This is a genomic window from Phenylobacterium sp., assembly GCF_036402295.1.
In the GTDB taxonomy this organism is placed as follows: Bacteria; Pseudomonadota; Alphaproteobacteria; order Caulobacterales; family Caulobacteraceae; genus Phenylobacterium.
On record NZ_DASWTE010000051.1, the window covers coordinates 1 to 12,757 of the forward strand.

Sequence of the window (12,757 nt, forward strand, 5' to 3'; positions counted from 1 at the left end):
CTCGCTCGAGCGGCAATACTGACCCATGAAGATCCTGGGACTCTCGGCCCACTACCACGACAGCGCCGCAGCGCTGCTGGTCGACGGCCTGCCCGTGGCCGCGGTGCAGGAGGAACGGCTGTCGCGGCGCAAGAACGACGCGGCCTTCCCCCAAGGCGCCAGCGAATGGTGCCTGGAAAGCGCCGGCCTTGAGCCCGAGGACCTGGACGCGGTGGTCTTCTACGAGCGGCCGATGCTGAAATTCGACCGCATCCTGACCACGGCGCTGCGGGCATGGCCGCAGGGACTTTCGGCCTTCAACCACGCCATGAGGAACTCGCTGGGCGAAAAGATGTGGGTGCGCGGGCTGATCCAGGCGAACCTGGGCGTGCCGGCGAAGAAGATCCTGTTCACCGAGCACCACCAGAGCCATGCCGCGGCCGCGTTCCTCACCGCGCCCACGGACGCCGCGGCGATCCTGACCGCGGACGGCGTGGGCGAGTGGGCGACGCTGACCGTGGGCCGGGGCCGGCGGACGCCCGGCGGCGCGACCTCCATCGAGCTGCTGCGCGAGGTGCGCTGGCCGCACTCCCTCGGCATGCTCTATTCGACGTTCACCGCCTTCCTCGGCTTCGCGGTCAATGAGGGCGAGTACAAGGTGATGGGCCTGGCGTCCTACGGGACGCCGCGGTTCGCCGAGGCGGTGCGCAAGGTGGTGCAGCGTACGGCGGACGGGGCCTTCGCCCTCGACCTCAGCTACTTCGAGTTCCACACCACGGTGCGGCGGGCCTATTCCAAGCGGTTCATGGACGTGTTCGGCTCGCCGCGCGCCGCCTGGGACCCCATCGACCTCGCCACCGACGACGGCCGCCGCTACGCCGACATCGCCGCCAGCGTGCAGCTGGTGCTGGAAGAGATTCTGGTCGAGCTGGCCCGGACGCTGCAGCGGGAGACCGGCCTGCCCGACCTGTGCTTCGGCGGCGGGGTCGCGCTGAACGGCGTAGCCAATGCCCGGATCCTGCGCGAGAGCGGCTTTCAGCGCCTGTTCGTGCCGCCGGCCCCGGGGGATGCGGGGTGCGCCCTGGGCGCAGCGCTCTATGCCGACAGAATCCATTTCGGCAACCCCGACCGCGCCTTCCCCGACCACGCGTTCTGGGGGCCCGAGGCGGACGGCGCGGAACTGGCGCGGATCGCGGGGGAGGACGGGTTGCGGGCGGAGGCGCTCGACGACAAGGCCCTTATCGCGCGGACGGTGCAGGACCTGACGGCGGATCGGATCGTGGGTTGGATGGAAGGCGCCAGCGAGTTCGGCCCCCGGGCGCTCGGCCACCGCTCGATCCTCGCCGCCCCGCATTCCACAGAGACCCGCGACCGCCTGAACCGGGACATCAAGTACCGCGAGGAATTCCGGCACTTCGCGCCGATCGTCCCCGCCGAGCTGGCCGACGAGTATTTCGAGCTGCCGCCGGGCGGCCCGCGGCTGGCGCGCTTCATGTCCGGCGTGTTCCCGGTGAAGCCGCAATGGCGCGCGGCGCTGGCGGCGGTGACCCATGTGGATGGCACGGCGCGGCTGCAGGCGCTGGAGCGACCCATGGCCCCTCGGCTGCACGAACTGCTGATGGCCTATGGCAAGGCGAGCGGCGTCCCGGTGCTCTTGAACACCTCTTTCAATCTCGCCGGCGAGCCGATCGTGAACCGGGTGGTCGAGGGCTACTCCACATTCCGCCGCTCGGGGATCGATGTGCTGGTCGCGGGCAATGCGCGGGTCGTGAAACGGGTGCGGGCGAAGGCCGGCGCGGTCGAGGAGATGGACGCATGACGAAATCCCACCTGAAGAACAGGGGGCGGATGCGCCGGCAGCTGGTCGTCTTCGGCAGCATGGGCGGCTCGATCGCCGAGCTGGCGCGCGGGCTCTGGCAGGAGGGTTCCGGCAAACGCTGGCTGGCGCCGCTCGCGGTGTTCCTGTGCCTGACGGGCGGCTTGCTCGTGCTGGCGGCGGGCGTCGAGGCGCTGGCCCCGTTCATCTACGCGATCTTCTAGGCTGTGCGGCCGCAGCGCCCCCTCCACCCTTCGGGTCCCCCTCCCCCGCGAGCGGGGGAGGAACTGAGCGGATCGATCGCACCCGTTCCTCACTCGCTTGCGGGGGAGGGGGACCACGAAGTGGTGGAGGGGGCGCTGGGCGCGTTCGAGGGCCTGATCGCCTGCCCGGCCTGCGGCGGCGCCCTGAAGGCGCTGGCGTGCCCCGCCTGCGCCGCGACCTACGCCGACGACGACGGCGTCCTGCGGCTGCGCGCGCCCGCCGACGCCCGGACCGAGACGGTGCGCGCGTTCTACGAGGCCGCGCCCTTCCCCGGCTATCCGCCGCGCGACAGCCTGGCCTGGCTGCGCGCGCGGGCCGAGCGCAGCGCCTTCGCCCGCCTGCTCGATCAAGCGATCCCGGGCGACGCGCGCATCGTCGAGGTGGGCTGCGGCACCGGCCAGATGAGCCTCTACCTCGCCCGCGCCGACCGGGTCGTCGTCGGCGCCGACCTGACACTGGCGTCCCTGCGCCTGGCCGAGGCCGCGCGTCGCCGCTTCGGGCTGCAAGGCGTCCGCTTCGTGGAGAGCGACCTGAACCGGCCGGGCCTCCGCGCCGGCGCCTTCGACGTCGTCTACTGCTCAGGCGTCCTGCACCACACGCCCGACCCGCGCGCCGCGTTCGCCCGCGTGGCCCGCCTGGCGCGGCCGGGTGGGATGATCGTGATCGGGCTCTACAACGCCGTCGCCCGGCTGCCGCTGCGCGCGCGCCGGCTGGTCGCCCGCGCCAGCGGCTACCGCTGGATCCCGTTCGATCCCGTCCTTGCCGACCGCGCCGCCGAACCGGCGCGGCGCGAAGCGTGGCTACGCGACCAATACCGCCACCCCGAGGAACATCGGCACACCGTGGGCGAGGTCCTGCGTTGGTTCCGGGACGAAGACGTCGAGTTCGTCCGCGCCTACCCCTCGGCCCAGCTGCGCGACGAGGCCCCCGACGACCTCTTCGCAGCCCAGCCCGACGCCTGGCCGCCCGAGCGCTGGCTGGCCCAGCTGGGCTGGATCGGCAGCCTGGGCCACGAGGGCGGCCTGTTCATCATGGTGGGGCGGCGATCGGCGTAACGCGAGTTTACGCAGGCGCAGGTTGCATCTTCGCTTGGAGCGACCGCCGATCCGACTAGAGTGGCGCAAAGGCGTGAGTCGGGCATGCCACACCACCACCATCCGATCTTCGTCGTCCTGTCGCTCCTGGTCGCCGTCTTCGGCTCGTGGACGGCGCTCGACCTGTTCGGCCGCGTGCGCTCGCACATCGGCCGTGCGCGGCAGGCCTGGCTGAGCATGGCGGCGATCGCCATGGGCCTCAGCATCTGGTCGATGCACTTCATCGCCATGCTGGGGTTCGACCCCGGCGCGCCGGTCACCTACGACCCAGCACTGACGATACTTTCGCTCGGGCTCGCCGTCGTGGCCACCTGGGGCGCCTTCTTCGCCGCGGCGCGCGAACGAGCCGGCGGGGCGCTGGTCGCGCTGGCGGGCGCGGCCATGGGAGCGGGCATCTGCACGATGCACTACGTCGGCATGGCCGCGCTGCAGACCGCTGTGCCCCTGAGCTACGATCCGGGATTGGTCGCCGCCTCCCTGCTCGTGGCGGTGACCGCGGCCACCGCGGCGCTGTTCGCGGCGCAGCGCGAGCGCTCGCGACCCTGGCGGGCCATGGCGGCGCTGATCCTGGGCTTCGCCATCGCCGGCATGCACTACACGGCCATGGCGGCGCTGCAGCTCGGCCCGCACGTGCACGCGGCGCACGACGTCGCCCCGCCCTTCGGGCTGGCCGCCGGGGTGACGGCAGGCGCCCTGGGCCTCCTGTTCATGGCGCTGATGGCCGCCCTCTACGACCAGCGCCTGAATGTGATGACGGCCCTCGACGCGGGCGGCGTCGGCTACTGGGAGCTGTCGCTGCCCGAGCTGTCGCTGCACCTTTCGCCGCGCGGCAAGGCGCTGCTCGGCATCGATGAGGCCGCGCCGTTCAGCCTGAACGAGCTTCTGGGCCTCCTGCCGCCCGAGTCCGCGGCGCGTCAGCGGGCGGGGCTGGAGCGGGCGATCGCCTCGCGCGCTGAGTTCGACGCCGAGATCCGCCTGCCCGACAGCAGCGACGGCGCCCCGCGCTGGGTCCTGGTCCGTGGCCGTGTCGTCGGCCCGGCGGGCGCGCCCGCGCGGCGCATGGCCGGCGTGCTGTTCGACGTCACCGAGCGCGAGGAAGCCTTCGCGGCGGTCGCCGAGAGCGAGCAGCGCCAGCGCCTGCTCATCGACGAACTGAACCACCGGGTGAAGAACACCCTGGCCGCCGTCCAGTCGATCTCGCGCCAGTCGGCCAAGCGCGCCGGGTCGCTGGAGGACTTCCGCAACCTCTTCGAGTCGCGGCTGATCGCGCTCAGCCAGACCCACAACGCGCTGACCCGTACGGCCTGGCAGCACGCCCGCCTCACCGAGCTGCTCGTCGAGCAGCTGGGCCCCTATCCCGCCGAGCAGGTCCGCCTCGAGGGCGACGACGTCGAGCTGGCCCCGCGCGAGGCGCTGGCGCTGGGCATGGTGTTCCACGAGCTCGCCACCAACGCCGCGAAGTACGGCGCGCTGTCGGTCCCCGGCGGCCTGGTGCGCGTGGCCTGGCAGGTCGCCGCCGGCCGCGCCGAACGCGAACTGCGCCTCGACTGGCGGGAAAGCAACGGCCCGACGGTGGTCCAGCCCGCCCGGCGCGGTTTCGGATCGCGCATGGTCCAGGGCAGCGTCACAGGCGAGCTGGGCGGGGAAGCCGCGCTCGAATTCCCCCCGGATGGCTTCCACGCCCGCCTGGCCATCCCGCTGGGGGCGCCCAGCACCGAAGCCGCCGCCTGACCTCCGCCGAGATGAACCGAACCTGACCGGATGGGTTCAGGACGGGTTCAGTCCCGCGAGCGTGTTCTGCCCGAGGGGACACGTATCCGAGGAGCCGTCATGAGACATCTGCTGTACGCCGCCGTGGCGCTGGCGACCGTCGCCGCCCCGGTGGCCGCGTCGGCCCAGCCGCATGGCCGCGAACACCGCGAGGACCGCCGCGAGCTGCGCGAGGACCGGCGCGAATACCGCGAAGACCGGCGCGACGCCCACCGCGACGGCTACGTCAGCGGCCGCGAAGCCCGCGAACTCGAGCGCGACCGCCGCGAGATCCGCCGCGGCGAGCGTGAAGTCCGCTTCAACCGCCACCGCGCCGACACCTGGCGCGACCGCGCCGAGTGGCGCGGCTACCGTGGCGCCCGCCGCGGCTACTGGTACGCCCCCGGCTACGGCTACCGGCCGTACTACTCGTCAGGCTACGTCTACCGGCCGGGCCGCTACGTGCCGGTCGTCTACCGCACCTACTACGTGCAGGACCCCTACTACTACGGCCTCCGCGCCCCGCCGCGCGGCCACCGCTGGGTCTATGCGGACGGCAATTTCGTGCTGATGGCGCTCGCCACCGGCCTCATCGCGAGCGTGGTGGCGAACGGCTACTAACGCCTAGTGCGGCCGGGCTCGTCCCGGTCGCGGCCCGCCCAGTTGTTGGGTCGTCGCCCGCATCAGTTAGCCGTCGGTCACCCTCGCAGCCCTTGGCCGGCGCGCCACGGCGTGCTTCACGACCCAGCAACAAGGTGCGGAATGAACGATCGCGACGTCTACCTGAAGCTGACCGCCATGGCCGAGGAGCTGACGAAGCTCGCCGCGGAGGCGGAATCCCTCGTGGGCGAGATGGCCCTGCAGCATGCCGCCGCCACGATCGGGGGCACGGCCAAGGCCATCTACGACCACGCCCTCGGCGGCGATTCCCACTAGCGCCTCCCTCCCCCGCGAAGCCTATGCCCGCTTCTCGGAGGACGACCTGGGCTCCGTCGAGGTGAGCAAGATCGCCGACCTCTCGGGCTTCTCGGTCGACCTGATGACCGCGCCGGAAGCCCAGATCCCCAAGGGCTACGCTGTGCTCACCGTCGTCGACGGCAAGGTGGTCTACCGCAAGCCCTAGGGCGCGGCCGTAGGAACGCCCCGTGTCTCCGGGGGTTTGGGCTCCACACCTGAAACCCGTGCGGAGACAAGACCATGGCCGACAAGCTGAGCAACGCCGACGTCCAGGAGCGCCTCTGGAAGGCGATCGACGACGACCACACGGGCATGCTGGGCCTGACCCAGGACAACCACCACTTCCAGCCGATGACCGCCTTCGTCGAGCGCGACAGCAACACGCTGTGGTTCTACACGAAGTCAGACACCGACCTCGCCCAGTCGGTCGCCGCCAACGGCGCGGACGCCGCCTTCATGTTCCTGGACAAGAAGCTGCAGGCCTGTATCGACGGCCGCCTCACCCTGAGCCGCGACCGCGAGCGGATCGAGCGCTTCTGGAACGCCCACGTGGCCGCCTGGTACCCGCAGGGCAAGGACGACCCCTCGCTCATCCTGCTCCGGCTCGACGTGAGCGAGGCGGCGGTCTGGATCACCGAGGGCGGTTTGCTGAAGTATGCCTTCGAGGTCGCCAAGGCCAACGCCAGCAAGACGACGCCGGACGTGGGCGAACGGCGCGACCTCAACTTCCACTGAGGCGTGTCGTCGAGCGTTTTCGCAGCGCCAGTAGATATTCGGCGCTGCGGCACGTTCGCGAAAGTTGACTCGAACTGATTCGGGCCAGGCAGCGCTTCGCAGCTATAGTTGCGTCGACTATCCGACACCAACGTGAGCTAACGCTCGAGCCCTGTGTTTAGCCCTCCACCGAGGCGCGGCGTATATTTTCGACGGCATCTTGCGAGGAGTGTCGAGTTCTCGACAGTCTTCGCCGGTACGCACCGATAACTTGAAACCTGTGCCGGTGAACGGCGTTTCAAGTCCCCGATGCAGAGGCTCGTACCCGCATTGCAGAACAGCCTGCTGGAAGCGCTCCCGGCCGATGATATCGCCCGCCTCGGGCCCCAGCTGATCCACGTGGAGCTTGAGCGCGGCCGCCTGCTCTACGATCCCGGCGATCCGATCGACATGGTCTACTTCCCGCACGACGGGGTCATCTCGCTCATGACCCTGATGGAGAACGGGGCGGCCATCGAAAGCACGACGATCGGCCCCGAGGGCGCGCTGGGCCTGATGGCCGCCGTGGCCCCGCGGCAGTCGCTGAGCCGCGCCATCGTCCAGACCCCCCTGCGCGCCGCCCGCATCACCGCCGAACGCCTGCACGAGGCCTGGGAGAAGAGCCCCGCGCTGCAGCGCCTGGTCGACCGCCACACTGAGGCGCTCTACGGCCACGCCATCCAGTCCGTGGCCTGCAACGCGCTGCACTCGGTCGAGGCCCGCTTCTGCCGCTGGCTGCTCACCTGCCACGACCGCATCTCGTCCGACACCGTGGCGCTGACCCAGGAGTTCCTGGCCGACATGCTGGGCGTGCAGCGCACGACGGTGACCGCGGTCGCCCGCTCGCTGCAGGCGAAGGGCGCCATCCGCTACCGCCGCGGGGTGGTCGACGTCATCGACCGGAGCGCCCTGCAGGCCCTGGCCTGCGAGTGCTACGGGGTCATCCGGGGCAACTACCAGCGCCTGCTGGGCGTGCCCGCCGGCAAAACCTCCCTGGACCGCCACGAGCGCCACGCGAAGTACGGTTCGGCCGGGTAACGCCGCTCGTCGAGGAGGGCGTTGCGCGGGCGCGATTTTCCTCGTTTCTTGCGCGGACTGAGCGGTTCCAGTGCGAGGCCGCGCATATTTCCGTCGAGAAACGATCAGATGCACTTCCAGACGCGCAAAATCCTGCTTTCGGCGGGAGCGGCCGCGGCGCTGGCCTTCGCCGCGCAGCCCGCTCTCGCCCACGACCACGGCTGCGTTGACGACGCCTGCGCCGTGCAGGCGCTGTTCGAGGCCGCCGACGCGCCGGCGACGGGCGCCGGTCAGATGTCGCTCGCCTCACCGAAGTATGGGACGTGGGGCTTCGACCTGGCGGGCATGGACCGGTCGGTGAAGCCGGGTGACGACTTCTTCAAGTTCGCCAACGGCAAGTGGTCCGAGCGTACGGAGATCCCGTCGGACCAGACGCGGTACGGCAACTTCAACCTGCTGCGCGACCTCAGCCAGGCGCGGGTTCACGCGATCCTCGAGGACGCTGCCGCCGGCAAGCTCGACGACCCCGACGCGGCCAAGATCGGCGCGGCCTACGCCGCCTACATGGACGAGGCGCTGGCCGAGAAGCTGGACGCCAGGCCGATCGCCCCCGAGCTCGCCCAGATCCGCAAGGTGAAGACCAAGGACGAGTTCACCGCCCTGATGGGCAAGTCGAACACCACGGGCTTCACGACGATCCTGCCCGTGTTCATCAGCATCGACGCCAAGGCGCCCACGAAATACACGGTGATGTCGGCCACCGGCGGCCTGGGCCTGCCCGACCGCGACTACTACCTGCAGCCGAACTTCGCGGAGAAGAAGGCCAAGTACCAAGCCTACATCCAGCAGATGCTGACCCTGATCGGCTGGAACAGGCCCGCCGAGAACGCCAAGGCCATCGTCGACTTCGAGACCGCGATCGCCGAGGTGAGCTGGAGCCGCATCGAGCGGCGCGACCGCGACAAGACCTACAATCCCATGACCCCGGCCGACCTCGCGGCGGCGACGCCGGGCTTCGACTGGAATCGCTACCTCGCGAGCGCCGGCCTGCCGAAGCTGGAGCGGATCGTGGTCACGACCAACACCGCCTTCCCCAAGGTGGCCAAGGTCTACGCGGACACCTCGCTGGACACGTTGAAGGCCTGGCAGGCGTTCCACGTGGCCGACGGCGCCGCGCCGCTGCTGTCCAAGCGCTTCGTCGAGGCCAACTACCAGTTCCAGAACAAGGAGCTGATGGGTCAGCCCGAGATCCAGCCGCGCTGGAAGCGGGCGTCGACGTTCATGGACGGCGCGATCGGCGAGTCGGTGGGCCGGGTCTACGTGGCCCGCTACTTCCCGCCCGAATCCAAGGCCAAGATGGACGACCTGGTCGCCAACATCCGACTGGCCATGCAGAACCGCATCGAGAAGCTGCAGTGGATGGGTCCTGAGACCCGCGCCAAGGCGGCCGAGAAGCTGTCGAAGTTCACCGTCAAGATCGGCTATCCGACCAAGTGGCGGGACTATTCGGCGCTCACCTTCAAGCGCGACGACCTCTACGGCAACGCGCTCCGCGCCGGCGAATTCCAGTGGAAGCGCCAGCTCGCCCGGCTGGACGGACCGGTCGACAAGGCCGAGTGGGGCATGACCCCGCAGACGGTCAACGCCTACTACAACTTCGCCAACAACGAGATCGTGTTCCCGGCGGCGATCCTGCAGGCGCCGTTCTTCCACCCCGACGCCGACCCGGCGATCAACTACGGCGGCATCGGCGGGGTGATCGGCCACGAGATCAGCCACGGCTTCGACGACCAGGGCCGCAAGTCGGACGGCGACGGCGTGCTGCGCGACTGGTGGACCGCCGAGGACGCCGGCAAGTTCAAGGCCCAGGCCGAGCGGCTGGGCGCCCAATACTCGTCGTTCGAGCCGCTGCCGGGTCACAAGGTCCAGGGCGCGCTCACCATGGGCGAGAACATCGGCGACATGGGCGGCCTGTCGCTGGCGCTGGACGCCTACCGCGCCTCGCTGAAGGGCGGGCCCGCGCCCGTGATCGACGGCCTGACCGGCGACCAGCGCGTGTTCCTGGGCTGGGCCCAGGTGTGGCGCGAGAAGATCCGCGACGACGCGCTGCGCCAGCGCCTGGTCTCCGACCCGCACTCGCCGGCGCTCTATCGGGTCAACGGCACGATCCGCAACGTCGGCGCCTGGTACGACGCCTGGAACGTCCAGCCGGGCGACAAGCTCTACGTCGCCCCGGGCGAGCGGGTGGATATCTGGTGACCCCTTTCCCTCCCTTGATGGGGAGGGACAGGCCGCGGCAGCGGCCAGGGTGAGGCAGTCAGGGCCCGAACTGAGAGGGAGGGGAGGATCAACACCTCCTCACCCTGACCCCTTCGGGGTCTGTCCCTCCCCATCAAGGGAGGGAAAAGCTCGCCGCCGCGAACGCCAGGCCGCACAGCAATGCGGTCTGGCAGGCGAGCGCCGCCAGAGGCCGCCAGCCCATGCTGCGCAGGCCCGAGAGCGAGGTCTTGGCGCCCACCGCCACCACGCCCGCGCCGATCAGCATGTTCGAGGCGAAGGTCGCGGCCGGCAGGATGGCTTCGGGCACGAAGCCCGCCGTGCGCGCGCCGGCCAGCGCGAAGAAGGCGATCACGAAGCCCGGGAACAGCAGGGCGCGGCCGGGCCCCCGCCCTTCCCCCTTCTGGCCTTCGCGGGCGGCGCTCGCGAACGACCAGGCGACGGCCGCCACCACCAGCGCCAGCAGCGACACGCGCACCAGCTTCACGGTGACGGCGAGGTCGCCCACCTGCGGCGACACGGAGTAGCCCGCGCCGGCCACCTGGGCCACGTCGTGGATCGAGGCGCCGAGGAAGACCGCCGCGGCCTGCGGCGGCAGGCCGGCGAAGTGCGCCACGGCCGGATAGGCCAGCATGGCCAGCGTCGAGAGCGTGGCGACCACCGCCACGACGTAGCCCGTCTGCCGCTCGGCCTCGGGGCCCTTGGGCAGGACCGAGGCCACGGCCATGGCCGCCGAGGCGCCGCAGATCGCCGTCGCGCTGGCCGAGAGCACCGAAAAACCCTTGGGCAGGCCGAACAGCCGCCCGATGCCGGAACCGAGGGCCAGGGTGAGCGCCACGCAGCCCAGCACCAGAAGGAGCGTCTGCGCGCCCAGGCCGGCGATGTCGCCCAGGGCGATGCGCAGGCCCAGCAGCGCCACGCCGGCGCGCAGCAGGGGCCGCTCGGCGATCTTGAGGCCGGGCGCGAGGTCCAGGCGGCCGGCGAGCGGGGCGGCGACGAGGAAACCCGCCACCAGCGCGAAGGGGGCGACCGGCGCGTTCAGCCACTTCGCGACCAGGCTGGCCGCCAGCGTCAGGCCGACGGCGAGCACGAGGCCGGGAACCCAGGCGGGCGCAGCCGCCTTCGCCTTCTGCGCCGTGCGGTGGGTGACCATGCGCTCGTGCAGGTCGCGGATGCGCCGGCTGCCCGACGTCTGGAAGGCAAAGGGGAACAGGCCGTGCAGGAAGCAGCAGATCGCGCCCATGGCCATCGAACCCGCGAAGCTCGACGCCTGCCCCAGGTGCTCGAAGTAGGTCTCGCCGACCGCTTGCGGATGCTGCGTGAACGCCTTGAGCATGGCTCCCAACCCGGCTCCTGCAACGAGCCTTCAGGGTGGCGGAGGGGGCGGGAATATCATTGCCGATCTCGGGGTCGGTACGGGCGGCTCGGAGAACCTCATTCTCCCGTCCTGCCTGCACCGGGAATGCGGGCCTACGCCACCGTTCACCTACCTTGATCAGGTCCTAACAGCGCCGAATCGCGCGGGCGCTCCGGCGAGGCGTGAACGGCCGGCGGGAACGGCTTGCAAGCTGGGCCGTTAAGTCCGTCGGCGGGTCACCTTATGTCCCTCGATCCTGCCAGGGGGCCCTCGGTCAGCCGTCACGGAACCGGGGGCCCTTCGGGCGCGGCGCTAGCGCCCGACCCCCGAAGTTAAGCATCCCTGAGAACACTCCGGAAAGCCGCCAGGCCGGATAGTTGCCGTGGTTTTAACCCTCAGCAGCTGGTCCCGCTCGCCATGCAGTTCGTCGCCCTCCCCGTGGCCGGTTCCGGTGGCCGGGAAGTCCTGATCAACCCGGAGCAGGTCGTCTGCATCCTGGACGCCGGCGAGAACCGGACGCAGATCGTGACGACCGGCCTGTCGACCGAGTCCTCCATCAGCATTGTGGTCGCTTTGAATGTGCGCGACGTCGGCCTCCGGCTCGGCGCCACCATCGTCCACGACGCCGCGGGGCTGGTGGGTTAGGGCGGGTCCCGTCCCCGCCTCCACCGACGTTCCGGGACACCCCCGATTTTCCGGAGCGCGCCCCTCGGGGGAGGAGCAGGCCGTCCCCGCTTCTCCCCCGACCTGGCGCGCCGCCGCCCCCTTCAGCGCTTCGAAAACACCCCACCTATTCCTAATTCTCCATCACCGGACCGCCGGTCTCGCAGCACTCCGCGAAAACCAACCTTCCTTCTAGTAGATTGTTTTTAATTAGTAATTTTCAGGCCTGGCCATTAAGCACCGCGTTCCGCGAGCCGATCTCGTAGCGGACTCATGCGGTCAAGGCGCTCCCCTGAGAGGGGAAAACGGTCTCTTTTGTCGCACCCCGTGGTACACGGCCAATTAACTATTTGTCTCAGAAGGGTGCCCTATGAAGAAGGTGTTTGGATTTGCGGCTGCGGCCGCCACTGCGCTGACGCTCGGTATGGTCGCCACGCCGGCGTCCGCGACGATCACGCTGGATGACCCGAGCTGCGATCTCTACAGCTCCACCGGCTGCACGTTCACGTACACCGGCAACGAGTTCGATGACGCGGCGCTGATCAAGGCGGCCTACGACCTGGCCCACCTGGCGGCCCCGCCGCCGGAAGACCTCCCGGCCGACTTCGCCTTCCTCGGCAAGACCGGCGAAGGCGGCATCGACGACGTGCCGGACGATCAGGACACCTTCACGTTCACGGACCTGCCGTTCGACGTGAGCTTCTATTCGATCAAGGCCGGCTCGGACCAGATCGTGCTGTTCGGCCTGAGCCCCGCCACCGACAGCTTCACCACGGGCGACAGCAAGGCCATCCTCGGCCACGCCATCTCGCACGTGACCTTCTTCGGCGG

At 70.2% G+C, this 12,757-nt stretch carries 13 protein-coding genes; 12 read left to right on the forward strand and 1 reads right to left on the reverse strand.

All coding sequences use genetic code 11. The annotated features are described in order from the left end of the window. Nucleotides 1-25: 25 nt before the first annotated feature. The 10 genes from VGD44_RS03010 (at nucleotide 26) to VGD44_RS03055 (ending at nucleotide 9,888) form a co-directional block, all read left to right on the forward strand. Nucleotides 26-1,798, forward strand: coding sequence for a carbamoyltransferase family protein (locus VGD44_RS03010; protein ID WP_331083731.1), 1,773 nt, complete (start codon nucleotides 26-28; stop codon nucleotides 1,796-1,798). Beyond that, the gene (locus VGD44_RS03015; protein WP_331083733.1) at nucleotides 1,795-2,019 is read left to right on the forward strand and encodes a DUF5989 family protein; all 225 of its coding nucleotides are present in this window, start codon (nucleotides 1,795-1,797) and stop codon (nucleotides 2,017-2,019) included. Before VGD44_RS03010 ends, VGD44_RS03015 begins: the two co-directional genes overlap by 4 nt. A gap of 120 nt (nucleotides 2,020-2,139) precedes the next feature. After that, nucleotides 2,140-3,114, forward strand: coding sequence for a class I SAM-dependent methyltransferase (locus VGD44_RS03020; protein ID WP_331083734.1), 975 nt, complete (start codon nucleotides 2,140-2,142; stop codon nucleotides 3,112-3,114). An 84-nt stretch (nucleotides 3,115-3,198) separates the two neighbouring features. After that, on the forward strand, nucleotides 3,199-4,884 hold the full coding sequence (locus VGD44_RS03025; protein WP_331083735.1) for an MHYT domain-containing protein: 1,686 nt from the start codon (nucleotides 3,199-3,201) through the stop codon (nucleotides 4,882-4,884). Nucleotides 4,885-4,983: 99 nt separating this feature from the next. After that, on the forward strand, nucleotides 4,984-5,523 hold the full coding sequence (locus tag VGD44_RS03030; protein ID WP_331083736.1) for an RcnB family protein: 540 nt from the start codon (nucleotides 4,984-4,986) through the stop codon (nucleotides 5,521-5,523). 141 nt (nucleotides 5,524-5,664) lie between these two features. Next, complete coding sequence (locus VGD44_RS03035) at nucleotides 5,665-5,838, forward strand: hypothetical protein (RefSeq protein ID WP_331083737.1); 174 nt, start codon at nucleotides 5,665-5,667, stop codon at nucleotides 5,836-5,838. Nucleotides 5,839-5,899: 61 nt separating this feature from the next. Next, on the forward strand, nucleotides 5,900-6,025 hold the full coding sequence (locus VGD44_RS03040; protein WP_331083739.1) for a hypothetical protein: 126 nt from the start codon (nucleotides 5,900-5,902) through the stop codon (nucleotides 6,023-6,025). Nucleotides 6,026-6,099: 74 nt separating this feature from the next. Further along, nucleotides 6,100-6,594: a pyridoxamine 5'-phosphate oxidase family protein gene (locus VGD44_RS03045; protein WP_331083741.1), complete on the forward strand. Its 495-nt coding sequence runs from the start codon at nucleotides 6,100-6,102 to the stop codon at nucleotides 6,592-6,594. 288 nt (nucleotides 6,595-6,882) lie between these two features. Continuing rightward, the gene (locus VGD44_RS03050) at nucleotides 6,883-7,650 is read left to right on the forward strand and encodes a Crp/Fnr family transcriptional regulator (protein ID WP_331083743.1); all 768 of its coding nucleotides are present in this window, start codon (nucleotides 6,883-6,885) and stop codon (nucleotides 7,648-7,650) included. Nucleotides 7,651-7,758: 108 nt separating this feature from the next. Further along, a complete protein-coding gene (locus tag VGD44_RS03055) occupies nucleotides 7,759-9,888 on the forward strand; it encodes a M13 family metallopeptidase (RefSeq protein ID WP_331083745.1) in 2,130 nt (709 codons plus the stop codon). A gap of 133 nt (nucleotides 9,889-10,021) precedes the next feature. Here VGD44_RS03055 and VGD44_RS03060 read toward each other — a convergent pair whose 3' ends face one another. Continuing rightward, nucleotides 10,022-11,242, reverse strand: coding sequence for a putative sulfate exporter family transporter (locus tag VGD44_RS03060; RefSeq protein WP_331083747.1), 1,221 nt, complete (start codon nucleotides 11,240-11,242; stop codon nucleotides 10,022-10,024). Nucleotides 11,243-11,680: 438 nt separating this feature from the next. Between VGD44_RS03060 and VGD44_RS03065 the strand changes: the two genes are divergently transcribed. Continuing rightward, nucleotides 11,681-11,908 (forward strand): hypothetical protein, encoded by a 228-nt coding sequence (locus VGD44_RS03065; RefSeq protein ID WP_331083749.1) that lies wholly within the window; start codon nucleotides 11,681-11,683, stop codon nucleotides 11,906-11,908. A 388-nt stretch (nucleotides 11,909-12,296) separates the two neighbouring features. Next, on the forward strand, nucleotides 12,297-12,757 hold a 461-nt coding region (locus tag VGD44_RS03070), incomplete at its 3' end, for a hypothetical protein (RefSeq protein ID WP_331083751.1).